Source organism: Thiocapsa sp. (assembly GCF_018399035.1).
GTDB lineage: Bacteria > Pseudomonadota > Gammaproteobacteria > Chromatiales > Chromatiaceae > Thiocapsa.
The window spans coordinates 1417715-1442795 of the sequence record NZ_CP073760.1; the positions used below are offsets into that span (position 1 = coordinate 1417715).

Annotated in this window: 26 protein-coding genes; all 26 read right to left on the minus strand. The window is 59.9% G+C overall.

The window, feature by feature from the left end; translation table 11 throughout:
- Positions 1–5 precede the first annotated feature (5 nt).
- Positions 6–818, minus strand: coding sequence for an NAD(P)-dependent oxidoreductase (locus KFB96_RS06485; RefSeq protein WP_213465517.1), 813 nt, complete (start codon positions 816–818; stop codon positions 6–8).
- Between the two features lie 40 nt (positions 819–858).
- Positions 859–1332: a YhcH/YjgK/YiaL family protein gene (locus KFB96_RS27430; RefSeq protein WP_213465515.1), complete on the minus strand. Its 474-nt coding sequence runs from the start codon at positions 1330–1332 to the stop codon at positions 859–861.
- A gap of 27 nt (positions 1333–1359) precedes the next feature.
- Positions 1360–2085 (minus strand): hypothetical protein, encoded by a 726-nt coding sequence (locus tag KFB96_RS06495; protein ID WP_213465513.1) that lies wholly within the window; start codon positions 2083–2085, stop codon positions 1360–1362.
- A complete protein-coding gene (locus tag KFB96_RS06500; protein WP_213465511.1) occupies positions 2082–3155 on the minus strand; it encodes a hypothetical protein in 1074 nt (357 codons plus the stop codon). Before KFB96_RS06500 ends, KFB96_RS06495 begins: the two co-directional genes overlap by 4 nt.
- Complete coding sequence (locus tag KFB96_RS06505) at positions 3148–3873, minus strand: SDR family NAD(P)-dependent oxidoreductase (protein ID WP_213465509.1); 726 nt, start codon at positions 3871–3873, stop codon at positions 3148–3150. Before KFB96_RS06505 ends, KFB96_RS06500 begins: the two co-directional genes overlap by 8 nt.
- A complete protein-coding gene (locus KFB96_RS06510; RefSeq protein ID WP_213465508.1) occupies positions 3870–4169 on the minus strand; it encodes a hypothetical protein in 300 nt (99 codons plus the stop codon). Before KFB96_RS06510 ends, KFB96_RS06505 begins: the two co-directional genes overlap by 4 nt.
- A gap of 3 nt (positions 4170–4172) precedes the next feature.
- On the minus strand, positions 4173–4649 hold the full coding sequence (locus KFB96_RS06515; RefSeq protein ID WP_213465506.1) for a YhcH/YjgK/YiaL family protein: 477 nt from the start codon (positions 4647–4649) through the stop codon (positions 4173–4175).
- A 151-nt stretch (positions 4650–4800) separates the two neighbouring features.
- Complete coding sequence (locus KFB96_RS06520) at positions 4801–5073, minus strand: ImmA/IrrE family metallo-endopeptidase (protein WP_213465504.1); 273 nt, start codon at positions 5071–5073, stop codon at positions 4801–4803.
- A 783-nt stretch (positions 5074–5856) separates the two neighbouring features.
- Positions 5857–6165 carry a hypothetical protein gene (locus KFB96_RS06525; protein ID WP_213465488.1) on the minus strand — a complete coding sequence of 103 codons (309 nt, stop codon included), beginning with the start codon at positions 6163–6165 and terminating at the stop codon, positions 5857–5859.
- Positions 6158–6823 (minus strand): NTP transferase domain-containing protein, encoded by a 666-nt coding sequence (locus KFB96_RS06530; protein WP_213465486.1) that lies wholly within the window; start codon positions 6821–6823, stop codon positions 6158–6160. Before KFB96_RS06530 ends, KFB96_RS06525 begins: the two co-directional genes overlap by 8 nt.
- 604 nt (positions 6824–7427) lie before the next feature.
- Positions 7428–8444, minus strand: a complete 1017-nt coding sequence (locus KFB96_RS06535) for a cyclase family protein (RefSeq protein ID WP_300971348.1) — start codon at positions 8442–8444, stop codon at positions 7428–7430.
- Positions 8445–8739: 295 nt separating this feature from the next.
- Positions 8740–9294 (minus strand): hypothetical protein, encoded by a 555-nt coding sequence (locus KFB96_RS06540; protein ID WP_213465484.1) that lies wholly within the window; start codon positions 9292–9294, stop codon positions 8740–8742.
- A gap of 7 nt (positions 9295–9301) precedes the next feature.
- Positions 9302–9775: a hypothetical protein gene (locus KFB96_RS06545; RefSeq protein WP_213465483.1), complete on the minus strand. Its 474-nt coding sequence runs from the start codon at positions 9773–9775 to the stop codon at positions 9302–9304.
- Between the two features lie 169 nt (positions 9776–9944).
- Positions 9945–11297: an adenylosuccinate lyase family protein gene (locus KFB96_RS06550; RefSeq protein ID WP_213465481.1), complete on the minus strand. Its 1353-nt coding sequence runs from the start codon at positions 11295–11297 to the stop codon at positions 9945–9947.
- Between the two features lie 315 nt (positions 11298–11612).
- Positions 11613–12104 (minus strand): L-2-amino-thiazoline-4-carboxylic acid hydrolase, encoded by a 492-nt coding sequence (locus KFB96_RS06555; protein ID WP_213465479.1) that lies wholly within the window; start codon positions 12102–12104, stop codon positions 11613–11615.
- 15 nt (positions 12105–12119) lie between these two features.
- Positions 12120–12392 (minus strand): hypothetical protein, encoded by a 273-nt coding sequence (locus KFB96_RS06560; protein ID WP_213465477.1) that lies wholly within the window; start codon positions 12390–12392, stop codon positions 12120–12122.
- A gap of 11 nt (positions 12393–12403) precedes the next feature.
- Positions 12404–13042 carry an acetyltransferase gene (locus KFB96_RS06565; RefSeq protein ID WP_213465475.1) on the minus strand — a complete coding sequence of 213 codons (639 nt, stop codon included), beginning with the start codon at positions 13040–13042 and terminating at the stop codon, positions 12404–12406.
- Between the two features lie 28 nt (positions 13043–13070).
- Complete coding sequence (locus tag KFB96_RS06570) at positions 13071–14303, minus strand: acyl-CoA reductase (protein ID WP_213501826.1); 1233 nt, start codon at positions 14301–14303, stop codon at positions 13071–13073.
- On the minus strand, positions 14300–15379 hold the full coding sequence (locus KFB96_RS06575) for an acyl-protein synthetase (protein WP_213465470.1): 1080 nt from the start codon (positions 15377–15379) through the stop codon (positions 14300–14302). Before KFB96_RS06575 ends, KFB96_RS06570 begins: the two co-directional genes overlap by 4 nt.
- Positions 15372–16883, minus strand: coding sequence for an AMP-binding protein (locus KFB96_RS06580; protein ID WP_213465468.1), 1512 nt, complete (start codon positions 16881–16883; stop codon positions 15372–15374). Before KFB96_RS06580 ends, KFB96_RS06575 begins: the two co-directional genes overlap by 8 nt.
- Positions 16884–16950: 67 nt before the next feature.
- Entirely contained in the window at positions 16951–17916 is a 966-nt protein-coding gene (locus KFB96_RS06585; RefSeq protein ID WP_213465466.1) for a methyltransferase domain-containing protein, read from the minus strand.
- A gap of 344 nt (positions 17917–18260) precedes the next feature.
- Positions 18261–18797 carry a lyase family protein gene (locus KFB96_RS06590; protein WP_213465463.1) on the minus strand — a complete coding sequence of 179 codons (537 nt, stop codon included), beginning with the start codon at positions 18795–18797 and terminating at the stop codon, positions 18261–18263.
- Positions 18798–19225: 428 nt separating this feature from the next.
- Complete coding sequence (locus tag KFB96_RS06595) at positions 19226–20371, minus strand: TDP-N-acetylfucosamine:lipid II N-acetylfucosaminyltransferase (RefSeq protein ID WP_213465461.1); 1146 nt, start codon at positions 20369–20371, stop codon at positions 19226–19228.
- A gap of 466 nt (positions 20372–20837) precedes the next feature.
- Positions 20838–22715 carry a hypothetical protein gene (locus KFB96_RS06600; protein WP_213465459.1) on the minus strand — a complete coding sequence of 626 codons (1878 nt, stop codon included), beginning with the start codon at positions 22713–22715 and terminating at the stop codon, positions 20838–20840.
- Positions 22716–22726: 11 nt separating this feature from the next.
- Entirely contained in the window at positions 22727–23818 is a 1092-nt protein-coding gene (locus tag KFB96_RS06605) for an NAD/NADP-dependent octopine/nopaline dehydrogenase family protein (protein WP_213465457.1), read from the minus strand.
- Positions 23815–25056, minus strand: coding sequence for an ATP-grasp domain-containing protein (locus tag KFB96_RS06610; protein WP_300971789.1), 1242 nt, complete (start codon positions 25054–25056; stop codon positions 23815–23817). Before KFB96_RS06610 ends, KFB96_RS06605 begins: the two co-directional genes overlap by 4 nt.
- Positions 25057–25081: the final 25 nt, after the last annotated feature.

Below are 25081 nucleotides of genomic sequence, written 5' to 3' on the forward strand. Positions count from 1 at the left end.
TTCGCTCACCGGCGTTCCAATGTCGTCATGAATGCGAGAAAGTCCCGGGCGGTCCCTGCGACAAATTCCCGGCAGGTGCTGGCGATGTGCGGGGTCCGGATGAATCGATCGGCCGGCAGCTCGGTGAGCTTACCGCGATAGGGCTCCTGCCAGAAGACATCGATGGCGGCACGCAAACGCCCGGCGCCGAGCTCTGCGTAAAGGGCGTCCTCGTCGATGACCGGACCGCGCGCGGTATTGACCAGCACCGCGCCGTCGCGCAGCCAGGCTAGACGCTCGGCGTTGAACAGCTCGCGCGTGTCGTCGGTCAGCGGCACGTGCAGGCTGACACCATCGGCGGCACGCACTTTGGCCTCGAAGGCATCGGCCGCATCGTGGGCCGTGTCGAAGGTGTCCACCGACATGAAGGCCGCCATCTTGTCCGAGACGCGTCGGCCGATGCGCCCGGCACCCACCACCAGAAGGCGGCGGCTGGCCAATTGGGGCCGATCCACCTTCAGCCAGCGATCCCAATCCCCCGTTCCCGCGTAGAGGCCGGTGAGGATCAGATGGCAGGTAAAGGCGGCCGTCTCCTCGTAGATAACATCGCAGGTCGCCTCGGACGGAAGCGCGATCTCGACACCGCGCTCGGCCGCCTCGGCAAAGGGCAGGTTGTCGGTCCCGACGCCGGTCTTGAAGATGCCGCGCAGCTTGGGGAATTCGTCGAGGACGATCTTCTTGCCGCCGACCACCATGACCTCGGCTTGGGCCTTGTCTTCGGTGTAGTCAAGTGGCGGCAAGTAGCCGTCAAGGGTGTTCGTGGCTTTGAAAATCAGCATCAGACATCCCAGCTAAAGAATTCGTTTAACCGATACAGACTCAGCTAACAAGAACGCAAGGTATTTTTACAACTAGCTTCCGAACGCGAGTGTAACCCGGCACTAATAACTGCGGCAAATGCGCATCATGGGGGAACAAAATGCAAAACCGATCTTTTAGATTATCAACACGAACGGAACTCCTCACCGGGAGATTGTAGAATTGCACATCCTTCGAGACTTGATAGTCACCCCTTGTCACTAACTTTGCAGCATCTTCGACCTCGATTCCCTCAGCACCGAGAATTGTATATTGCAGGTCAATAGTGTGGAGATGGCTTTCATAATTTGCCTCCTCTCTCTGTTTTGTCTCGTACTCCATCACCCGAACATAAAAGTTCTCAAGCGAAAGTGGATAGAAACCGTCCGCGGCATCCTCCGAGTGTTTCTCGATCCATTCAAATGCCTCTCTCCAGATTAGATTTGAGTTAAAAAGGATGTGATGCTTCCAGTGACTTAATGACCCATAAATCATAATTCACACCGTGTGCTAGAATTAAACTTACTGGGAATCACGCCAATAAACCGGTGCCTGATCAACGCATGCCAGGCGACGCGCTTTCAGCACTGCTTCAGCCAAGCGGAAGTCTTCCTCTGTGCTAATTTTTATAGCGTGTAACGGTTCAATTGAAAAAAGGAGACGCTGTCGGCCGATATAGGCATCTCCGCCTGTTTGATATCGATTCTGATATGCTTTTGCATCCCAGATCGTTACCGCCCAGTTCAATATATCGACATGCCTATTCTGCTGAGTGGGCGCGAGATGCCCCCCGAGTGTAATGTTGACTGGCTCCGCCTCAAAAAACACCTGCATCTGAGTCGATTGAACCGTAATGAGAGTATCTGCCGTATCATCTTGCGCATAGGCATCCAACGCGGCATCGATATCAGACGTGTTTATCAGAGGACACACGGGGTTGATCATGACCAGAGTATCAACATACCACTTGGAAATAAAATCATGGTTGAAATCATCGCCTGATGCAGAATCCGTAGCATATTGGGCATCGCGCATAAAGACTTTAGCGCCTAGTGACTTGGCCAGCTTGCTAATTTCCAGCCCGTCGGTGTTAACAACGACCTCGTTCAGCCGGCAGGATGCAAGTGCTGCATTAACAGCGTAACTCAGCAATGGTGCGTTATCAATCAAACGCAAATTTTTGGCTGGTACACGTTTGCTACCAGCACGAGCCGGTATGTGACCGACAATTTTTCCTAGGTTTTTCATATATCAGTGAGATACAGTTTATTTGTAAAAAATGACGCGATTAGGTTATGCAAATCGTCATTCACCTCACAGAGTTCCTTGAACATATCACCGACCCCTCGGGTAAGAATAAGGCCGAGCCGCTGTCCTACATTCTTTTTGTCTCTTTTCATCGCTGCCATGTAGTCATACATTTCAATAGACGGTAGTGAAAAACCGTCAAACACCAATTCACAAGCCCGTCTGATTCGGTTTCGCTCAGAAGATTGCAGTAAACCGCGCATAACGGACACAAGATTTGCTAGGTCTATTCCGTAGGCAACCGCAATGCCATGCGGAACCGCGTAATTCGTTGCCGACTCGATTGCGTGACCGAACGAATGACCGTAGTTGAAGATATTCCGTGGTCCACGATCAAATTCATCAAGTTCAATCATGGCTTTTTTTATCGTGAGACTTCTCAATATGAGCGGCTTATAAAGATCGTTCCCTGAGCGTATTTCTGGGGCGTACTTCCAAAAGAGCTCAAGATCTTCTTCGGAATTGAGCAAAAAATAGTGAAGCATTTCGCCGAGCCCCGAGGCAACTTCTATCCTAGAAAGACTCTTTAAAAAATTGGTATCGATAATGACCTCAGCAGGCGGATAGAATCCGCCTATCTGATTTTTATACTGCCGGAAGTTAATCGATGTTTTACTCCCGATACATGAGTCACATTGCGTCAACATATTAGTGGGGAAAAAATACCAATCTACCCCCCGGTACAGCAGTGATGATACAAACGACGCGATATCTTGAGTTATGCCGCCACCGATTGCAATAATGCGATTATCTCGATGAAATCCACCCTCAATCAAACGCTGAAACAGTGGAATGACGCCCTCATAACTCTTAAGTGACTCCTGGCCGTCTACCGCCCAAAGATCATCACCAGCTACCAGTCGTATCTCAGGGTAAAGGAGGAGCACAGTAGAATCAACAACAACCAAGTCCCCATCTAATTTTAATATTTTCAGCTTATCAAGAAACTCTGATGTAAATTCAACCTTATAGTCGCGAAAAATGGAGCGGATAGACAGAGAATCAGACATTGGTGAACCCTCCGTCAACAATAATGTTTTGGCCAGTTATGTAAGTTTGTTGGCTAGAACCGATAAAGGCTACAACCCTTGCAATCTCGTCTGGACTGGCTAGACGTCCAACAGGTACTTGAGACGCCATCGCCTGCATACCATCTTTTCCCAAGGTCGCAATCGTCAAGTCTGTCATAACGAAGCCAGGCGATACCGCATTCACGAGTATTCCGTGCGATGCAAGATCAATCGCAGCAGCACGTGTCATTCCAAGTACGCCTGATTTTGCAGCACAATATGCAGATCGTCCAGTCTTAGTGACAGTTGCCCAAATACTTGAGATATTGACAACACGCCCAGGGATTCTGTGTTTTATCATATTGCGCGCGGCCGCTCGCATTATGAGGTACGGTGCTCTGTAATTCACTTCAGAAACCTCATCGAAATCGGCAATGGTGATTTCAGTAATAGGGTTTATTAGATTGATCCCGGCATTATTAACAAGGAGACTAATCGCAGGTCCAGTTTCAACGATCTCTAAAAAGGTCGAAAGGGAAGACCGGCAGGAGAAATCGACGGAAACATAGCTATCGCTTGACAAGTTTCCCGGTTGCTGAGAATGACGGCCAGTAACAATAACTTTTGCCCCAAGGTCGCTCAATAGACTTGCTATTGACGCACCAATCCCCCGTGTCCCACCGGTTACAAGCACGGTGCTGTTTTCGTATGTAATCATTTGTCACGTGTCGAAACAACTAAGGAAAACTCAGAGATCATTTGATTCACTATCATATTTGCAATCATAACCGTCTGGTCCAGATCCAGTGTCTTGCCGTCGCCCTCCTCGGCCAGCACCGGGATACCGGTTGGCCGCAGGTGCGCGAGGATCAGCTCCTGCGCGGCGAGATCGGCCTGGGTCTTGATGTCCTTGCCGCGATCGTCCGTCACCCCGGCGTCGCGCAGAAAGTCACGGCGCAGCAGTTCCGCGGCCTCGGCGGCCGCCTGCTCGGCAAGCTTGAGCTCGGTTGTCATGGGTCAGGACTCCAGCAGACGCAAGGGTATCTTCACGACGGCCTTGCGGATCGGCATCGGCGCATCGAGCGCAATCATGGGGCAATGGGCCTCGCCCGGGAGAAACACCGCGAACATCCCGGCGCGCAGGGTGAGCAGGGTCATGGCCTCGGGCGGGGCGGCGTACTCCTCCCGATCCCGTGCCTCGATGCTGCGCAAGGGCTCACCCAACTGCGCGACCGGCGACCAGCGGATGCGCTCGCCACCCGCGATCACATACTGCACATCGATGGTCCGGCGATGATTTTCCCAGATGCACTCGGACTCCGGCAATGTTCGATATTCGTGCACGTTGGCGAACCAGCCGGCGGCGCCAAGGGAGACGTCGCCCAGGACGGCGGTGACGGCATGCGTCGCCAGCCAGTCGAGGGAGCGGCGCAACACCGGATGCACCAAGACGGATTTCCAGGCGGCATGCTCGTTAAGGACAGCGCAAAACATAGTTCATCCAGGTTGTCTTGAGTTCCGGACGTGCTTGACAAGAACGAATCGAGGCGTGGCACAGGTGAAATGCCGGGTTGGCAGCCTCTTCGTGCAGGCTGTGCCGGGTCTGATTGGGTCGCGATGCGATTCGCCCGGCGCACCCCTGATCTCAAGCGAATTCGCCCGACTTCCACCAGTGTTCGAGCCTCCGGCGCTCGCCAGCCGTCAGCGTCTGTCCCAGCGCGGAGTTATTGATCTGACGTGCGGTCAATTCGCGGCTCACGCGGAATTCACGCTCCAGGCGTGCGGAGGCTTCCAGCACGTTCGCGCTGGACCGACAGGCCGACTCGGCTTGGGCACGAGGCAGCAGCAATTCAGCGGCGAAGGCGTTGGCCCGCTGTTCGGCAAAACGCGGCACCTGCCCGCCCAGCACCTCGGCCACCGGCAGGGCAGTTGTCGCAGTTCCGAGGGCTCCATTCCGGTCACCAGCGGAAGATACGCCGCTCTTGTCTCGCTCGTCCGTTCCGACCAGCGTCGCAGGGCACGCAGCGCCCGTGGATGCGTGCTTTCTGAAAGGTGCCGCGCGATACCTTCGCCAATGGCGGTCAAATCGTCCATGACGGCACGGTGCGACAGGCGCGTCGGGCGAACCCATTGCTGGGACCAGACCAAAGCATCCGCGCCCTCGCGCAGAATCCAGAGCGGTGGCACGGTGAGCCCCCGCAACAGCAGCGACAGGTCGTGACGGTGCCGAAAATCGAACAGCAGCTCTTCCTCCGCTTCGGCCTCCGCCGGGCTGAGGTCGTTCCAACGCGTCTCGGCTCTGCCCATCATGTCCCCGGGATGCAGCGGCGAGATGGCGGTCGGGTAACCTTCTTCGAGAATCAACCAGGGCCAGATTCGCCCAAGACCATGAAGCAGATCGACGAGCGGCCAAGAAAGCGAGACGCGATGCGTGTCGGGGCCGTCCTGGTTTCGTGAACCCCAGACGGTCTGCCCTTCAACCGCCAGGCTGAAAAGCGCATCGGCAAGTTCCTGCCCGGCGCTCGTCGCGCACTCGGAAACGAAGCGCAATTCAATCCCGGTGTCGCGGCCTAACCGTGTTGCTTCAGCCATGCCCGGAATTCCTGCTCATGACCGTCATCGATTGCTCGCTGCTCAAGTGCACGTTTGATTCTCGGCGGCAACGCCGGCCGGCCCTGACCGGCCTGCCCTGACCGGTCTGTCAAGCGTAACCATGAAAAGAGATGCCCGGCCGAGTTGGCGCCGCCTCATAAATCACGCCACGGTAGACCGCGTACACATGCTCCGGCTCGTTGGCCCCTGGTGCGTAGTAGACGATCCCGTCTCGCAACAACGCGGTTGCGATCTCGATGTTGATGGAACGATGACATTGTCCGACCTGTCCATGTTGGGTGTCCAGAAAACCCGCCTCGTCCTTGGCCCAGCGATGTTTCGTTCGCCCCTCACCACGTTCGTAAAGCCATTGCTTCTGGACGGAAAGACAATTCTCACTGACTTGATGCTCAGTCATTCTCCACCAACGGCAGCAGCGCCTCGGCAATCTGCAGATCACGCTCGGTCTTGATGATGTGCCCCGCCAACGCGCTGATGGGGTGGAAGCCGACACGCCCGGCATAGGTGGCGCACTGGCCCGCGGCCACCGCGTCCAGGTAGGTGCGCCGGCGCCAAGCGGTGATGCTCCAGCTCAGGCGCTGGATCGGCTCCAAGTCCTGCGAGTTGGTCTTCTCCGCGAAGCTGAAGTTGACCGGCTGGCCGCGATAGGCGCACTCGATCTGGACCGGATCGGTCGAGAGCAGACAGTCGACCTCGTCGCGGGCCAGGACGGCGACGAAGTCACGGATCTCCGCGACCGTCAGCAAGGGCGCGATGCTGTGGACCTGGACCACGACATCGCAGTCATGCGCCTGCAGGAACTCCGCGATGAACTGCTCGCTGGTCGCCTGGTTGTTGCCGAGCGCCTCGGGGCGGCGATGAAAGTGCACCCCCTCGGCCGCGGCGATCTCGCCGAAGGCCGGATGCTCGGAGTTCACCCAGATGGCGTCGAACACGCCCGCCGCCCGGCAGTTGCGGATGGCGCGGGTAATCAGCGGCACGCCGCCCAGCTCGCGCAGATTCTTTTGCTTCAGGCGTTGGCTGCCCATGCGGGCGGGGATCATGGCAAGGATCATGGTTCGCGATCGATTGAGTGGGCGGTGATCGAAAGGGCAGGTAATTTCCGGAAACCCTTATACGGCCTTGCTCGTAATTCCGGCCATCGTGGCACTTGGCGCAGAGCGCCACGGGGCATGCGTGACACCGCAGAGCGGGTGTCACGAGCGACTGATGTTTTGGGTGGCCGGTCTTACGAGCGAGGCCCGAAGGGACTACGCAGATAGTCGCCGGTCGGGTTGCCTGTCGTCTGTAGGTCTCTGATTGGCTGATATTCATCCGAACCTTCGCCCACGACTAGCATTTCCGTGTTCTCCTGAGATCCACGTTCCACTTATTGTTACTCGCCCAGCTTCCCCACTTGCCTGAGACACGCGGGTGACCCTGGCTCTCAAAGCTGTCGTTTGCGATAGAAGCAAGGTTTGTTCAACAGCCGGCTCAGTGCTTGGCAGGCAGGCGCATGAGTCTGTCCGGCTTGTTCGATTCAGGTTGAAAACTCACCGGAAATCGGTGACAAGATGATCAAAAGCGCCGCGCTACGCCCATATTGGCAATTCCGACTTTCTCAGAACCCCTGAACTTCGCGTTAGAACGCGTCTCGAACCTAAGCCGGAAAGACTCCTACTAGACCGTCGCTACCGGCGTGACCGGCGATCCGACCGCACCCGGCAGCCGCAAGGGCGGCGCAGTCAACAGAAAGCGGGAGCCCCGTTCGGCGCGCAGCCATTCAGCCAAATCGGCGAGGTGCCAGAGCTCGCCCAGGTGTACGCCGAGCTTGAAGAGGCAGTGCTCGTGCAGGGGGAGGTTGGTACCTCGATACCCCTCGGGCAGGCGCTTTCCGATCGACTCCACGGCGAGGTTGTCGGACGCGATCGCAGCGACACCGCTGTCCGTGATCCATTGGAGCAGGCGTTCGTCCCAGCCGTCGAGCACCGCACAGGCATGTTTGATGGAGTCATCCGGTTGGCCGGCCATGCGCAGGATCATGCGGTCGAGACCGGTCCACAGACACAGGATGTCGCCCGGCTCCACCTCGATGCCATCGGTCTCCATCACCCGCATCAGGTCGTCGAAACCGACTTCGTGACGCGGGCTCTCCCCGAAATGGGTGAAGAGGTCGACCAGCACACCGCGGCCTTGAACACCGTGCGCGGCCATGTGCTCGATGCCCAGTGCTGCCGCACAGGTGCGGTGCTCCGTGTCCATGTGGACGTCCGCCCCGGCGCGGTAGCCGTTGTAGTAGACCGGCTCGATCTGCCCATTCCCCGCGACGTCGAAAAGGGATCCACGGTGCGCGAGGCTGTCCCACTGCGTTGAATACTGCGTATACAACAGCACGCTGTCGTCGCAGCCCACATCGGTGAGGCGCGGATCGAAGTCGCGCCAGACATAGTTGTAGTACGGGGCGTCGTTGCGGATGACCGGGCGCAATCGGGGCGGATGCCGAACGGCGTTCAAGGTCTGCCCGCCGGGCAAGTCCAGGGGTAGGCTGAGGCAAAAGGTCTTGCCGGTCTTGACTTCGGCGACACCTTTAAGGACCTGCTCGGGACCGATCAGATTCAGACGACCGAGTTGATCGTCCGCGCCCCAGTCGCCCCAGGTCGAGCCTTCGGGACGTTGCTGCCATCTTGGTTTTGTCATTTCAGAATGAATAGGGCAAGGCTAATGAGGGTGCCGAGGATGGCTGCAATGAGCGCGGCTACGGTAAGGCAAAAATGAACTGAAATAATGGGTAATTTGTAGGGGCGACTTAAGTCGCCCCTACAGTCGACCCTACAGTGCGTATCGCCTTGTTCATAGTCTTGGCGAATCGCTGATGAACAGTCAGTCATCAGGGCTTCCAGCCCTGATGCTGTCAGGCGACGACGTCCGGACGACACAGTTGGCCGCCCATGTGGTCGAGGTTATCAATAAGGCTAACCCGACGTCAGTTGGACTAGTAGCCACGGAAATCATCGACACCATCTCGCCATTTTGTACGAATCCGATTCAATTTCTCGAAAATCACGTCAAAAGATACACTTTCACCGGACCGGCCGTGTGCCAAGTCGTTACGCCGCGCAAATAACGTTTTCAGTTCCAGCAACTGACGCCTCAACCAAACATTGCCTCTTTCTGCAGCCAACCAGTTGTCGATCAGTGTTGCGAGCGTGATTCGTTCATCCGCCCCATGCTTCTTGTACTCATTTAAAAAACGTTGATGATGCTTTTGCCCGTTATCTCCTTGGACGCGCCAATCAAAATCCCTCCGAATACCTCCCTCGCAAGCTGCAAACAAGGAAAGCGCCGAAAACAGCTCGTGCTTATCCAGATTAAGCTCGTAGTAGGTCTGCCACTCTGATTCCGTCATTCCAAAAAGCTCATCGAGCGTTCTATCGCTGATGTTCAAGCGTGTTTCGCGCATCCAGACATAAGAACCCAAACTGGCCAAGCCATCTCTTGTCGAAACATACCAGTCGTAAGCTTGATCGATCGTTGGGAAGGGCTGCATCGCTCAATCAGCCAAGCACGATTTCCAGCAGCGGCACAAGGCTGTCTTCATCGAACAAAAAGTGACCTTTCCGGCCATGCTCCGGATAGACATACCACTGCCATTCTCGATCAAGGGGCTCATCACTCGAATCCCCCTCTTCGACATCTGCAATCAATCGTGCGCGACCACGAGGACCTAGAACATCCACACGCCCGAACGCCCCCATAACTCTACTGCCTTTTGGTTTAAAAACAACCTCATTGCCTCCGATATGGATCACCAAGCCAGGCGCATCATATTGACCGAGATACTCCTCATTCAGGGAATTCTCGGTCGAGTGAATATCTGCACTCGGCACTCCGGCTGAAACGAGTTTTTCTTGAATACCTGAAAGGAGCATGCCGAGCTCATTCAACCATTTTTCCTTACGCTTGCTCCAATCGGTCGCCGAGATCGGCCGGCGCCGATGCGACTGGATGAATAATTCAAGGTCGGTCATGAGCAATCTCCAGCGTTCTGTCGATCACCGGGCGAGGTCGACACAAAAACCGAAACATGTCATCACGGTGTTCAGCTTGATTTCTGGATCGTCACTGAAGTCGGTCGAACGCAGAATGCCATCAATGTGACGGTGTGTCGCCCGGTACTCCGATGCAGTCGGAGACACATCACCCCTGCACCAGCTTCGCCAACACCGCATCCACCATCGCGCCTGCGGAGCCGGTGTAGTTGGCGGGTTCCAGGAGCGCATCGATCGCGGGCTCGCTCAGGTGTGCGGTGACCAGAGGATCGGCGAGCAGGGCGCTGCGCAGGGTGTCGCCGGCCTCCAGTGCGCGGCTGGCCGCGGCGTAGACGATGTCGTGGGCTTGATTGCGGCCGGTGTGCGGGGCCAGGCCCATCATGACGGCCTCGGCCATCAGGAATCCGCCGCCGCTGGCCAGGTTGGCGCGCATGCGCTCGGCATCGACGGTCAGACGATCGAGGATGCCGAACGCCTGTCGCAAGGCGCCGGAGGTCAGGACGAAGGCATCGGGGATCACCAGCCATTCCAGCGGCTGGCCGGCGACCGCGCGCTCGTGTTCCTGGATCATGGCCGTCAACTGGGAGCCGACGCACTCGCGCAGCCGGTTGCCGATGGCGATGATGATGGGGCAGGCGATGGGGTTGCGCTTCTGCGGCAGGGTGCTGCTGCCGCCCCGCCCCGGCGCAAAGGGCTCGCGCACCTCGTCGACCTCGGTGCGCATCAAGGTCGCAACCTCGGTGGCGATCTTGGCCAGGGTCGCGCCCACCATCGCCAACCAGAACACCGCCTCGGCCCAGCCGTCGCGTGCGGTGTGCCAGGAGATGGCCGGGGTCTCGAGCCCGAGCTCCCGCGCCAACGCCTCCAGCACCGCCATGCCGTCCTTACCCAGGGTGGCCAGCGTGCCGACGGCACCGCCGAATTGGCACACCAGCGCGCGGTGCTTGATGCCGGACAGACGCTCGCGGTGACGGATCAGCTCGTCGAGCCATACCGCCGCCTTGAAGCCGAAGGTGATGGGCGCCGCCTGCTGTTGGAAGGTCCGGCCGGCCATGACCGTGTCGCGATGATCCCGGGCGAGGCGCGCCACCGCGTCGATGACCTCGTCGAGCTGGCGCCCGATGATCCCGAAGCCATCGCGCATCTGCAGCGCCAGACCGGTATCGATGATGTCCTGTGTCGTCGCGCCCCAGTGGACCCACCGGGCCGACTCCGGATCGCACGCCTTGGCCAGTTGATGCACCAAGGGCAGGATCGGGAAGCCGACGCGCTCGTATTCCGCTTTCATGGCGGCGAGATCGAGCCGCTCGATCGTCGCCTCTCGACTGATCTCCTCGGCCGCGCTGACCGGGATCAAGCCGAGCCGCGCCTGCGTGCGCGCCAGCGCCGCCTCCACGTCCAACCAGGAGCGAAAGCGCGCCTCGTCCGAAAAGACATGACGCATCGCCGGATTGGCGAAGGTATCGCCGAAGTAAAGACTATCAATCAGACTCGCAGCCATGTCGACACCCGATAACTCTAACGTGGACGGTTTTGCTGTTGTCCAAAGCGCGCCGATTCATGAGGATCCCAAATGTCTTGATTGCGATGGGGAAAACCGGGGGAAGACCACGATTTATCGCGTTCATTGCCAAGCTTAAACGTGGTCCGTCCCTGTTTATTACTAGCCGCCCAGACCGAGGATAGAATTGGCTCACCAGCTGCCTCGACGACGGCGACACCGCCATCGACGCCTTGTCTCGGATCGCCTCGTTCACGCTCAGCACGCCGCTGATCATCGTCAGGTCACTGAGTGGCATCAGTCTCTCGGGAGCCATCAGCGCCTGAACCGCATTTCGCAGCAACTCCCGCCTTGCGCAATCGTCTCGCCAATCTCCAGGTTGATACCTTGCGTGGCGGCGACGGCGCGATCGCCTTCCATCGCGAGATCGCAGAGTGTGGCGCAGCGTGCATCGTCGAAGCCCAGCTTTTGCCAGGCGGCGACCAGGGGGCAATAGCCAAAGCGCACGTGGAGCGCGTCGGGGGTCGCATCGGCGATGTCGATCTCGAAGGTCTTCACTGTGACACCGTCGAAGTAGCGCTGACCGAAGACCGCGCAATCGGACTCTGGCAACACATCTTTGAATCGCTCCCCGTGGAAGGTTCCACAGCGGTGAATGGCGGCGCGGGCGAGGGTATCGGCGTCGACGCCCGCTCGCTCCGCTTGCTCGTGCATCAAGGCCATCCAGGTCGCACGGTGCTCGATTTGGGCGCGTATCAGATCGATGAGACCCGCGGAGATCTTGGGGACGTTACGGATGTTGCTCATGGTCTCCAGTTCTGATCAGGATCGAACCGCGTCGTCCGGCTCCGACGCCAGCTCGGGAAGATACTTGGCCAAGATCTCGATGCCTTTTTCGTAGGACGAGAGGGCGATGACGTCGTCGAACTCCAATGTGATCCCGAGTGCCTCCTCGAGCCCCGAGGTGAGGATCAGATGTCCCACCGAATCCCATGCGGGGACGGAGCGGTACTCCAATCCGGCGAGCGCTTCATCGGCCACGTCGAAGGTCTCACGGAAGACGCGGCGATAGCGTTGGATTGCGGTTTCGGGCATGTTCAGTGCCTTCATCCTGCCGGCGTGAAGCGCCGGGCCGGGTTACCCATCACACGCATACCGGCGGCGACGTTGGAGACGACGACACTTCCCGCGCCGATATGGGCATCGTCGCCGACCTGGACATCGGGGATGATGGTCGCTTGGCTGCCGACAAAGACGCGTCTCCCGAGACGGACTCCCCCGGTGATGGTGCAGTGGGACGAGACGGTCGTGAAATCCCCGACCTCCGCGTCATGACCGATCGCCGACGACAACAGGGTGACATAGTCGCCGATGCGCACATTCGCGGTGATGCGTGCGCCGGGATACATGATGAGGCCGGCGCCGACCTGATTGTGCTCACCGATGATCGCCGTCGGGTGAACCACGCAGACCAAGCGCGCCCCGCGCGACACCAGTGATGCGACCACGCGGGCCTTATCGGCGGGATCGCCGATCGCGCAGGTAAAGACCTCGTTCGACTCAGGTTGCCAATCCCAGACACCGCCGAGCACGTCGTGACTGCATGCAATGCCTTCGAGCGCCTTCGGGTCATCGGCGAGAAAGCCTTTGATGTGCCAGCGCGGTGACTGGGCATTGATGTCTTTGGCCCACTGCAACAGCTCGCGGCCGAGCCCTCCCGCACCGACGAGGATGAGATTTTTCATGGCTCAACTGGCTTTGTCCTCGCGTTGCTCAGACCAAGAATGGGGTCCGTGTAAAGGCACGCACCAGATCGACGCCGTCCCAGACCGGGCTGAAGCTCAACGCGCTCCCGATGGGGACCAGGCGATCCGCGGCGTGCGTGGGTAGCCAGGATAACAGCTCCAGCCACTCCTCGCGCTCGTAACCGAAGTAACCGATGGTCTGATCGCTCGGCTGCAACAGACTCAGTGCTTCGCGAAGATCTGCGCGGTCGAGCTCGATCAGGACGCCATGCCCCGCGTGCAGACGGCGCTCCTCGTCGCCCAAGTGCGGCATCCAGACCCGCGTCGGCAGCTCGCCCGGGGGTGTTTCCGCGCGGGCGCCCGGCTGCGCTTCGAGCAGTCGAAACAGTGTGGTCAATCGATCCATCACCTGAAGCGCCGGCTGGGCCGGGAAGCGCTCTTCGAGCTCAGCGGCCACGGCTGGCCAAAAGCGCGCCCGCGCCCGCGCACGGTCGGCGTCATCGCCGATCCATACAAGCGCGCGCGGCGATGCGCAGGCCTGCTGGTCGAACACGAACACATCGCGACAAAACCCCTCCGCCAGCCTCTTCAAACCCTGCTCGGGCAAACCCAGGAGTGCGTCGGCTCGGATCATCGCCAGCGAGAAGCGGTTCGGGAACACCAGGTCCGCCGCGAGTGCCGGCAGCGGCACCCGCCGAAGCTGACTGACGCGCTCATCGCTGCCCCAAATCAGGCGCAGATCGCAATGGGCGGAGAGTCGCTCGGTCACGGCTTCGTCGTGGTCATAGGTGAGGATCAGACTGGACTGGGCAAGGACGCTGTGCTCGGCCTCCCGCAGGATCGGCGCGATCCGATCAAAGAAGGCGCCGAGCTGCGCCACACTGCGGCGCGACACCCGAACGATGTTGGCATTGCCGCACAACAGCGACAGCAGCCAGCAGTACAGGGGCAGCGTGTCGACGTTGGCGGGGGCCAGATGAAAGACGACGCCTCGTCGCATAGCGCGGGTGTCGCCCACGGACCCATTCGGCGCGAGCCGTTCCTGCAGTACCGATAGGTTCGCGCGGCGGAACCAATGTCCCAAGGCAATCAGTGCGCCTGCGGAGCCCGACGTCCGATCGCTGAGCAGTGCGTGCGACACGGCTTCGACGAAACCCATCGCGGCGGGATCGAACGGCACCCTGCCCGGAGCCGCGCGCAAGCGCGCCAACAGGTCATCGAGGCCCGCGTCCGGAGTGCGCGGCAACAGCACGTCGATCATGGTTGCGCGAGATTTCCGCAGCCCCGCGGCTCGGCCTGCGGCAGGCGCCCGTCGATCTGAAAATACGGCCCCTTGCGCCCGCAGGGACAGTCGTCGCAGCCCAAGAGCCGGCCCACATCCTCGGTAAGGATGGCGTGGCCGGGATAGCTGCGCGGCACCAGACTGAGGACCTCGATCAGCCCTTCCCGGGCCGGCCGCAGCCGGTGCGGTTCGCGCATCAATACGGTGGCGAACGCTGATGTATGCAGCACCCCCGCCTCGCAGGCCATAAAGATGGCCCCGGCCTGCTCGGCCATCCCGTAGTATTCATGAACCCTGCGGATACCGAGCCACTCTCGGACCCGTGCAGCAAATTCAGCGCGGTCGACCTGCTCGGCGTCCCGTCGCTTCCAGCCGCCGCCGTGCACCAGCACAGCACCCGCGCCGAGATCGAAACGCCGACCTGCCGCGCGCACGGCATTCAGGACATCGCGCCAGATGATCCAGGTCAGGCCGAAGACCAAGGTCTCGGCGCCGGCCCAACGCAACTGGAACGACTCGATCACGTCCCAGCGCGGCTGCATCTCTTGGTCAAACGCATAGCGATGCTGACAGCCGAGAGGCGCGAAACCGAGCGCACCCGCGCAACGGGCATCGAGGCCGGTTGCTCCGTCGACCCGCGGGCGCCGATCCAGGATCAGCATCGGCCGGCGCTGCCGGCCGATGAACGCCTGCGTGATCGCGCCCAAGGTGCGAATCTGCAGATCCGAGGTCTCGGCATCGAGCGGGATGCGCGAAACCGTCTGACCGCTGGTGCCACTCGAGGTCAGGTGCCGCACCACCGCGGCGTCCGGCACACTCTGCAACCGCAGATGTTTGAACAATCGCGCCGGTAGATAGGGCACCGCGTCCAAGCCCTGCGCCGTACCCTCGGCGGCCCGGGTACCGTAGGCGCCGTCCAGCATGCGCGCATAGGGCGGGCAGTGCGCATGGTGCCAGCGCGTCAGCGCGTTCAACCCGTCCAGGAGCTCCGGCTCACGCGTCTGCCAAGGGGCGGCGAACGGCGCCGCGGTCACCACGGGCGGAAGGCTAGCCACGTCTGCGCTCTTCTGCCGTGCCGCTGTCAAGTGCCCGCAATGCCGCGGCGTCGAGCTTGCCGTTGATCGTTCTCGGGAGCTCGCTCAGCACCTGCACCTCGAACGCTGATGGAGGCAGTCGGTAGCGCCGCGTGAGTGCGTCGCGGGCACTGCCGACAGCTTTCGCCGAACCGGCTTCGAGATACACCACGAGCCGGTCATCCTCGCCCGCGACGGCGACCGGGAGTCTCAACAGGGTCTCCAGACCCTGCTCCAGCACATCCAGACTCACGCGGTGCCCGTGGATCTTGAGCATTCGCTTCAGCCGACCGCTGACATAGGCACAGCCGTCATCGTCGATCCGGCCCAGATCGCCCGTTGCCAGGCGTCCGCCCATGCAATCCCCAAGCGCCAGATCCTCGCGCGCCAGGGCATATCCCATCATGACGTTCGGCCCCGCGAACAACAGCTCGCCGCCGGGTGAAAGGCTCAGCCGGCCTGCGCCGATGGCCAGCCCGACAGAGCCGGGCTTGGACCTCAGCATCCCGGGCGGCAGGACGCTCATCCGCGCTGTCGCCTCGGTCTGACCGTACATCACGTGGAAGCGCGCGCCCGAGGCATCGCACCAATCGGCCATGCGCTCCACCAGATGCTCGGCCAAGGGGCCGCCCGCAACCGTGAGTGACCGCACGCTCGCCAGCGCTCGCGGCCCGGGATTCAGTCGCATCAGCATCTGATAGGTCATCGGGACACCGGGGAGAGTCGTAACCTGCCGCCCGGCGACGGTCTGCCAGAATCCCGCTTCGACGGGGCTCTCCTCGGTGACCACCAACGCGGCCCCGGCGTGCAGGTGACTGTTGAGCACGGACAGCCCGTAGGCATAATGCATCGGCAGGGCAGCCAGCGCCCGATCCTCGGCGTCGATGCCCAGCGCCGCGACGATGGCCGCCGCGTTGGAAGCCAGGTTCGTCTGCGACAGGCGCACCATGCGCGGCGAACCCGTCGTGCCGGAGGTCGACAAGAGCAACGCCAGATCGGCGTGGATGGCCTCCTCGATGCGCGACGCGCGCGGTTGCCATAGTCGCCACCCCCACTGCTCGCGGACTCGCCCCTTGCCCAGCTGCGAGTGCCGCTCGCGTGGCTCGTAAACCCAATCCGGCCGGTAGGCACGCATCAGGGCCTCGAGATGCCCCGCATCCATCCGGGCGTTCAACAACATCACCGCATCGCCATGACGCAGGGCGCCGAGATAGGCGGCGATCGCCTGCGGCGAGTTGCGGCAGAAGATGGCGCCGAGCTCTTTCGCAGATCCCCCGTCCAGGGAAGCCGCAAACGCATCGGCCGAATCGGTCAGTTCACGGTAGCTGAGTGCCCAGCCGTCAATCGAATCGTGCCCGCCCAGCACGGCGACCGCATCGGGATCGACCTCGTTCAGTGACCAGTACATGCGCGTGCGGAAACCCGGGGCCACCGGCTCCCGATGACAGGCGTCCCACCCGAACGACGGACAGCTTGCATGCGCCACGGCTCTTAAGATCCGCCGCTATTCGCTCGAACCGAGCACCAGCATGACCTCGGTGATGCGGCGCCACTCATTTCCAGTAGTCAACGAACCCCTCCTTTGCAATCAACCACTGCGTTTTCAATCGGCGATTGATGGCATCCGCCTGATCGAGAACCCGAGAGACATCGCCTTTAAGCAGAATCCAACTTTTTGCCTTGGGCGCGTAGATCGAACAGGTATATCCCCACTGCTCCATCAAGACCGCCATGCTCCTGTTGGTATGGAATGCGGTGTGCACGGGAGGCGTCAGATAAAACCACGACGGGTCTTGCGGTACCCGCTCGCCGACGACCGTATGAACGATCAAGACACCATCCGGATCAACGAGATCATTGACATCGTCGAGATCCTGGCGGCACAAGACATGCTCGAACATCGCGGAGTTGAAGACCACCTTGTATTTCGTCAAATCACCCTTGTCGAGATACGAGACGCCCTCATCCCGCACGAAAGGCTCATACACATCCAGCCGCATCGCAAACAGATCAGCGACGAGACGACTCAAGATGCCACGCCCACCCGCATAGTCGAGCATGCTCGAAGCGTCGATGATCGTCCCCGTTGCCGCCAAACCGAGCATCAACGCCTGCTCGGCATAGGGCGGCGAGTTTGGCTTTTGATCGTAGGGGACTTGCGCGCAATGGTCGTGAAACTCGACATTCAACCTCGACCACCGGTCCGCATCGAGTGCTTGATGGGTCATCGAGAAAACGAAACCGCATGAACCGCAAATAGCGTAGTCGACCGAAGGGATATCGGTCATGAAAATCCCGTATGGCCCATCATATTGCTTGGAAAAATAATAGGCGGTGGGACCACCGCAGATCATGCAATGCATTGTCCGCCCCTGGGCATTGTTCATCATACGGGCCGTAGGGTGGATGAGCGCGAGCGAAGTCCACCGAATCCGCGCCGGCGCTGGTGGACTGCGCTGCGCTTGTCCACCCGGCAGCGCAAAATCATCGCAGTGGCCGGTATTATAAGCCAATGCCATTAAATTGCGTTGGGAATGGCGGCATCGCTCAATCAGCCAAGCACGATTTCCAGCAGCGGCACAAGGCTATCATCATCGAACAGAAAGTGACCTTTCCGGCCATGCTCCGGATAGACATACTGACCGAGATACTCTTCATTCAGGGAATTCTCGGTCGAGTGAATATCTGCACTCGGCACTCCGGCTGAAACGAGTTTCTCTTGAATACCCGAAAGGAGCGTGCCGAGCTCATTCAGCCATTGTTCCTTGCGCGTGCTCCAAGCGGTCGCCGAGATCGGTCGGCGCCGATGCGACTGGATGAATCATTCGAGGTCGGTCATGAGCAATCTCCAGCGTTCTGTCGATCACCGGAGGAGGTCGGCCCAAAAACCGCAACACAGCGCGCGGCGCTTGATGCCGGGCAGACGCTCGCGATGACGGATCAGCTCGTCGAGCCACACCGCCGCCTTGAAGCCGAAGGTGATGGGCGCCGCCTGCTGCTGGAAGGTCCGGCCGGCCATCACCGTGTCGCGATGATACCGGGTGAGACGCGCCACCGCGGCGATGACCTCGTCGAGCTGGCGCCCGATGATCCCGAAACCAGCGCGCATCTGCAGCGCCAGACCGGTATCGATGATGTCCTGTGTCGTCGCGCCCCAGTGAACCCACCGGGCCGACTCCGGGTCGCACGCCTTGGCGAGTTGATGCACCAAGGGCAGGATCGGGAAGCCGACGCGCTCGTATTCCGCTTTCATGGCGGCGAGATCCAGCCGCTCGGTCACCGCCTCTCGACTGATCTCCTCGGCCGCGCGGACCGGGATCAATCCGAGCCGCGCCTGCGTGCGCGCCAGCGCCGCCTCCACGTCCAACCAGGAGCGAAAGCGCCTCGTACGAAAAGACAAGACGCATCGCCGGATTGGCGAAGGTAGCGCCGAAGTAACGACTGTCAATCAGACTCGCAGCCATGTCGTCACCCGATTACTCTAACGAGGACGGTTTTGCTGTTGTCCGAAGCGGGCCGATTCATGTGTATCCCCAATGTCTTGACCGCGATGGGGAAAACCCGGGGAAGACCACGATTTATCGCGTTCATTGCCAAGATTAAACGTGGTCCGTCCCTAGGCGTCCGAGAAAGGTGTTGCTGCTTGACACCGCGAGGGCGAAAACTCTCGGGGTTTTAGATAGTTGCTAGACTCTCGCCGGAGGAAATTTTCTTCCGCAGGCAAATCACCGCTAGCACGTTGAGACGGCAAGCATTTTTGAGATGGCGCAACATCTTTCTCGGACGGCTTGGGTCCGTCCCTGTTTATTCTACGGCAATGGCGACCGTTTACTTTGAAAACAATGACGCACTCTCGCCGGATCCGGTCCGAAAAAGAATAGACTGCCATCTCCTGTCATTGAGCTCTAGAGATCGTTCCCTGACCATGATGTCCGCGTTGCGCTGAGCAACACTCTCCTCAAGTCTAATAAATTCGCTGAACTGCAACCGGGATATGTCTTTCGTATCAAAAGTGGCTATGCCAACGTCCTTGAAGTGGAGAGCCGGAGAGCTGGATGGATTCAAGAACAGCTTTGCCCCGGAAAGGAGAAGCTGCGCCATGTTATAACCCCCTTGCTGCCGATGCTGATAAAAAACACCAACGTGTAATCCTGCCAAGAAATCGGCATACTTCGGGTGATCGATGTATTGCAAGAGCGGAAAAAACTTCGCGCCGAATTTTTCCTTGCCAAATGCGATGACTTTCTCTCGGTAAACCGTATCGGTTGAACCATACGAGAGCGGCATGTAGATCTCAATGTCCTCGGCTTGAAATTTAGACAGGATATCGAGTATCAGCAGATGGTTGTTAGATGGGTTTGCGTTGTTCCCTGCAAGAATTCTTTTGGGCGACAAAGCTTCTTTCGATTTCCAGACTGCGCCCTGTATCGACTTTGCACCCCTCGAATAACGCGCATAGTAGAAACGCGCCTTCGAACGATAGACGTACTTAATCAAATCGACGTCATATCGGTTCCAGCATGCAATCCCGTGCAAACGTTTAACGAAGTTACCTTTATACCACTTCTCGTTCAGATAGTGCCGAAATGGTCGCAAGGCGACATATCGATCTCTTCTGAAGTCACCGCCCCACGTAAACCAAATACATTTCTTTAAGATTGTCTTATCACCGAGACACGTCATCAACAGCGTACTTGGAAATTGGTGAAAAACAATAGTGTCCGAACCTTGATGCAACGAAATAAATCGATTGATAAGATCGTTGGCATTCGTAAAACACTCTGCTCCGGACCCAAAAGACGAAAGAGCAAGAGGCAGGAACTTTTCATTCGTTTCGACGATTACATACTGCTCGATGTCAGAAGAATTAAAGACCATCGACACTTGACAATACGCCAAGTAATCCTTCACAAAATCTATCTGGGAATTGGCAGATTGAATACCGGAAAATACTGTTAGGATTCTATGGGTCATCGCCGAGTCTCTTATCTATACCGGGTTACAATCATGATGTAATCGTTTACTTCCCCCGGCCATCGGGCGATGGCGGGGACGATTTGCTCAGGTAACGGGTAGCGGCAACGGCCGCTCACACGGCAATGCCGACATTCTTTGCGCGCGAGGTGCGCACCCGCTATCGAACAGCCGCTCGCCACACTGATTTCTCCCGTCCATTGTTTCGGAAAGAACGCTCCGCCAGCTCGACAACGCCGTTGGGATGAAAACGTTCGGCGGTACGTCCGCCTTTTGTGTTCCTCCGGTCCCGCTCGGTTGGAAAATGCAAAACGCAAGACCAGACCCCACACCCTCCGACCCAGACCCCAAACCCTCCGACCCAGACCCCAAACCCTCCGACCCCAAACTCTCCTGCCGTCAAAGACATCTTAGCGCTGGGCATCCACCCGCGCCTCGGCTAAGCACAGGTGAGCCTACGTCCCGTCTAGGGTTTGCTCCCCTGCGCAGCCGCAGCGGCAGCGCTGGCCGCTCGGACCGAGATCGGGATTGGCAGGCCGGCGTCATCGACAACTGAAACGCCGCCGTCGACGACGTCGGTCTGCCAAGCGACGGAATTGGAAAATTCCTCGCGCTCCTCCCACAGATAGGGGGCGACGAGGAATCCGGCGGCGAAGATCCGATACAGTCCTTCGGCCGAATAAGGGTCTGGGATCACGGACTCGATGGCGGCGAGCATCTGGCGGACGTCCGCGACCAGTTGTTCGGTGCGGCGCTGAACTTCGGGGTCTTGGGTCATGTCCGGCACCTTGCCCGCTCGGCGCAGGGCACGGTAGGACGCGATTGACTGGCGCGTGATCTGGATACTCTCGTCGATTTCGACGGGGGTCGCGAGATAGGCGGCCTCGCAGAAGCTGACCACATGCACCACCGCGGGGCTGGCGTCGTTGCCGGGCTCGATGTCGTCCATCAGCGCCGACACTGCAGCGAGTTGGACCCGTGCTTGGTCGAGGTCCGGCGAGAAGTAATCGAGCCCGGCGCGTGGTTGCAGGATCACGCGGAAGCGGCCGTCCTCGAGCTCTCGCACCAGGCGCAGCATCGCGCGTGCCTTCGCGAGATCCTGAACGCCCAGGGTGTACTTCGGTGTATTCAGCATGTTCTGCAGCACGAAGTACCGGACCCCTCGGCGTTTGGCGGTCCTTGCCGCGAGCACGGCGGATAACACGTAGGTCACATCGTCGCCACCACGAAACGAAAAGTGATGGGGGATATTCGGCTCGAACGGTTTGCCGGTCGCGGCAATGAAGTCCAGCGTTTGCAGATGCTCGATCAAATTGCGCCGAACCGGATGCGGTCCGCGCCCGTCGATGCGGCTGAACCACCAGAAGGACAAGGCGTGCCAGGCGATGTTGAGCGCGCGCTCGTGGATCTGGGCGAGCGCAGGAATGCGCTGAGTGCCGGCGTAAGTGCGCACGAGCATGGGGCGCCCAGCTTGCCAGATGCGTTGGTACTCGTCTTCGGAATTGATCGGCACGCCACCGCCATTAGGCCGATCTTGCCAATCCTCGCCGAAGCGTTCTTGCGTCAACTGCGAGGTTCCGATCGACAGAATATCCAGATGGCCGCTGCGCGCTAGTGTCTCGACCCATGCGATGAACTGCTTGATCGCCTCATGCCGATCCGGCGCGAACGGCCCGACGTGTGCACGCATCAACGGCGACTGCCCCCGTGCAACCGCGTGGTCGACACGGCGTACCAAATGATCGGCGCGGGTACCGAAGCCGGGGTACCCGGAACGATCCTCGCCGCTCAGGCGCCGATGCGCGCCGCGACTCAACAGCGCTCGGCCGAAGGCCAACCGGTCGTCATCATAGGCCGACTGACGCAGCAAGTCAGCGGGGATGCGCTGCCGCGGCACGCCGAGGCGCAGCAAGGTCTCGGTGCTGGTTTCGTCGCCGCGAAAGACCGGCACCAAGCGCCCGTAGCGGCGCTCGATGCGTTCGCAGGCGGCAGGCAGGCCGCCAAAATAGATGCCCCGCAACTTGCCGTTGCCAGCGCCGAGGAGATCGAAGGCATGAAGTTGATAGTAGAGCCGCCCGAACACCTCCGCCGCCTGCTGCGGGTCCAGGCGATAACTGAGGCCAAGCCGGGTGATGCGGTGCTGCCGGAGCCATTGCCGCATTTCAAAGCTGTGCTCGGGCCGCTGGATGCGGTTGGCGGCATCGGTGATGCTCCTGTCGGCGATCACCACCGGGTAGCCGCATCTGCGAAGCAACCGCGCGAGATGATTGATACCGAGAGTATGCGCATCCACAGACGGACGCACCAGTCCGAAGACCTCCCCGGCGAGTACGGGCAATGTCATGTACGTCGTCTTCAGCTCAACTGTGCGGTGATTTGCGAGGGGCTGAGGCCGGCGAGCCCCAAGCGTTCCAGGGTGCGGCCCTCCGCCCGGAAGTCGCGGCCGAGAATTGCGCTACCGAGATCGATCAGTGCATCCATCAGCGGCGTCTCAATCCCGGCAGCAGCACCAAGCGCGGCCATCGGCACCAGTCCGGTCGGCAAATCCTCCGTCAACAAGCGCGAATTCAGGGCAGTCGGTGCAAGAATATCACTGTAGGCAGGGTTATTGCGAAAGCGCGTGCATAGGGTATCACCCTCAGTCATTGGGTAGGCTCTCTTGATCCAATCAAAAATGCTATACAGCCGGATACCGAAAGCGGCGCCGATGGCGATACGTTCGCGATCGAGCGCGAGCAAGCACTCCGCCAAACACGGCGTCATATCCCGATACAGGTAGAAGCCGTCGCCGCGCTCGATCGCGGCGGCGTTGAACAAAACGATCGCCGGATGGAAGATGGCGCCGATGTTCTCCAAACCCGTGTGCAACACCGTGGGAGCGGCCTGGAAGCAGTCGAACAAGGGGCTCACGCGTCGCAGCACCAACTCGATATCCGCCGCAGGATAGGCCGCAACCGGGACCAATGCCTTGGTCCCGATGAGGTTGACGCAGGCCGCTTCCGCACGACAGGCATAAACCAGGCTTTGCGCCTCCGCAACCAGGATTCCCCGCGCGCAAGGCAGACGCGCAATGGTCGCGCGAACGACGATCGCACCGCCGGTGCGACCCGGACAAAGCAAGATACATTGACCCGCTTCAAGCAGCGGGGCGAGCCGTGTGGCGATGGATTCATGCGCATCGGCGGTGGTCACCACCAGGATCAAGGCTGCGCCCCGAACCGCCTCGGCGAGGTCCGTTGTACACTGCGGCAACGGCACATCCGCAGCGAGACATCCGCGCAATCGGATGTGCCCTGCGTCGCGCAGCGTCTGCAACCGCTCAGCATCCCGGTTCCATAGGCGTACGCCGAACCCGCGCCGGGCCAGCGACCCGGCGAGCGCGAGCCCGCCACTGCCCGCCCCCAACACCGCGATCTCACTGTCTCTGTCAGCCGCCGCGTGGGTCATGCCGCGCGGGAACCACGCATTCCGGTGACCGGATGACGAAGGCGGATATCGATGCCCTGATCGTCGAGGACGCGGAGCTCCTGCTCGGCCCTGGTCAGCTTCTCGACGAGAGCGGCCTGGGTCTGCGCCGAGCACAGATAGGACAGGGGTCGGTCACGGCTCGCGGTATGACCGGCGATCTGCGCGCCCGGCAATTTGTACAGGAACGCCTCGTCGATGACGCCGTCCGCCTGCAGTTCAGCCAGTCCATCGATCTCGAGGTAGCTACCGGGATGGCAGTAGACGTAGGTCATCGCGGCAAATGCGGGCCCCGGTGCGAACTGCAAGGGCCCGCGCCAGGTGCCGAAGCTCACATCCACATAGGCCTGCAGGAGATCAAACCCGGTTACCCGCTCAACAAACGCATACTTACCGCCGCCGGCGATCCTGACACCAAACTCCAGCACGCTCAGACCCTGCGCGGATTGAATCAGTTGTACGAGCAGCGGCCCGACACCGATTCCAAAACCGTCGACGATCGCCTGCACGATCTTCTGAACTTCGGCGATCAGCGAGTCGGAGTCGAGCGCGGGATGCCAGCTGCGCACGATCGGGAACTGGCGCAGCTCTGGTAGTTTCTCGGATTCCGTGATCATAAGAACCTGCGCAATGCCCTGATCGACAAAGGCGTCGATCGATAGCTCCCGACCCTCGACGAACGCCTCGACCAACGCCTGCCCGGTGCGGCTCCACTCCCGCGCCCGCCCGAGCGCGGAACGCAGCTCCTCCTCGTTGTCGACGCGTTCGACCCCCAGTGAACCCGCACAATCACAGGGCTTCACCACCGCGGGAAAGACCACGGTCGGGAGCGCTGCGCCCGCCTGCGTGTGCCAGACCATGGGCGCCGCTGTTGGAATACCCAGATCCCTCAACCTACGTTTCATCTCGCCCTTGTGGGTGACCAGATCGACGATGTCGGGACTCACTGGAAACCCAAGCCCCAGCACGGCGGAAACCCTTGCACCGGTGACCAGCGCCGGATCGGTTCCGGAGGTGAGGACCTTACCGACGCGCTCGACCTTCGCCAGGTCGAGGATCGCGCCTTCGTCCAGGGTACTGACGCAAAAATGCCTCGCTCCCGTTTCGACCGCGGGGGGGCGCTCGTAGTAGTCGGCAAAGATCACCTCATGCCCCGTCGCCTGTAGTTTCCTGATCAGCGCGGCTTGATCGGGTCCGCCACCCAAGACGAGTATTTTCATGGTATCCAATGCTGTCTCTCACGGC

Coding starts and splice junctions, on each gene's coding strand:
- KFB96_RS06510 (WP_213465508.1), bottom strand. CDS start 4,169: ATGACAACCGAGCTCAAGCTTGCCGAGCAGGCGGCCGCCGAGGCCGCG.
- KFB96_RS06540 (WP_213465484.1), bottom strand. CDS start 9,294: ATGCAGCCCTTCCCAACGATCGATCAAGCTTACGACTGGTATGTTTCG.
- KFB96_RS06610 (WP_300971789.1), bottom strand. CDS start 25,056: ATGAAAATACTCGTCTTGGGTGGCGGACCCGATCAAGCCGCGCTGATC.
- KFB96_RS06570 (WP_213501826.1), bottom strand. CDS start 14,303: ATGATCGACGTGCTGTTGCCGCGCACTCCGGACGCGGGCCTCGATGAC.
- KFB96_RS27430 (WP_213465515.1), bottom strand. CDS start 1,332: ATGATTTATGGGTCATTAAGTCACTGGAAGCATCACATCCTTTTTAAC.
- KFB96_RS06560 (WP_213465477.1), bottom strand. CDS start 12,392: ATGCCCGAAACCGCAATCCAACGCTATCGCCGCGTCTTCCGTGAGACC.
- KFB96_RS06525 (WP_213465488.1), bottom strand. CDS start 6,165: ATGACTGAGCATCAAGTCAGTGAGAATTGTCTTTCCGTCCAGAAGCAA.
- KFB96_RS06600 (WP_213465459.1), bottom strand. CDS start 22,715: ATGACATTGCCCGTACTCGCCGGGGAGGTCTTCGGACTGGTGCGTCCG.
- KFB96_RS06495 (WP_213465513.1), bottom strand. CDS start 2,085: ATGAAAAACCTAGGAAAAATTGTCGGTCACATACCGGCTCGTGCTGGT.
- KFB96_RS06585 (WP_213465466.1), bottom strand. CDS start 17,916: ATGGCATTGGCTTATAATACCGGCCACTGCGATGATTTTGCGCTGCCG.
- KFB96_RS06485 (WP_213465517.1), bottom strand. CDS start 818: ATGCTGATTTTCAAAGCCACGAACACCCTTGACGGCTACTTGCCGCCA.
- KFB96_RS06565 (WP_213465475.1), bottom strand. CDS start 13,042: ATGAAAAATCTCATCCTCGTCGGTGCGGGAGGGCTCGGCCGCGAGCTG.
- KFB96_RS06555 (WP_213465479.1), bottom strand. CDS start 12,104: ATGAGCAACATCCGTAACGTCCCCAAGATCTCCGCGGGTCTCATCGAT.
- KFB96_RS06515 (WP_213465506.1), bottom strand. CDS start 4,649: ATGTTTTGCGCTGTCCTTAACGAGCATGCCGCCTGGAAATCCGTCTTG.
- KFB96_RS06545 (WP_213465483.1), bottom strand. CDS start 9,775: ATGACCGACCTTGAATTATTCATCCAGTCGCATCGGCGCCGGCCGATC.
- KFB96_RS06500 (WP_213465511.1), bottom strand. CDS start 3,155: ATGTCTGATTCTCTGTCTATCCGCTCCATTTTTCGCGACTATAAGGTT.
- KFB96_RS06535 (WP_300971348.1), bottom strand. CDS start 8,444: ATGACAAAACCAAGATGGCAGCAACGTCCCGAAGGCTCGACCTGGGGC.
- KFB96_RS06595 (WP_213465461.1), bottom strand. CDS start 20,371: ATGACCCATAGAATCCTAACAGTATTTTCCGGTATTCAATCTGCCAAT.
- KFB96_RS06505 (WP_213465509.1), bottom strand. CDS start 3,873: ATGATTACATACGAAAACAGCACCGTGCTTGTAACCGGTGGGACACGG.
- KFB96_RS06550 (WP_213465481.1), bottom strand. CDS start 11,297: ATGGCTGCGAGTCTGATTGATAGTCTTTACTTCGGCGATACCTTCGCC.
- KFB96_RS06605 (WP_213465457.1), bottom strand. CDS start 23,818: ATGACCCACGCGGCGGCTGACAGAGACAGTGAGATCGCGGTGTTGGGG.
- KFB96_RS06530 (WP_213465486.1), bottom strand. CDS start 6,823: ATGATCCTTGCCATGATCCCCGCCCGCATGGGCAGCCAACGCCTGAAG.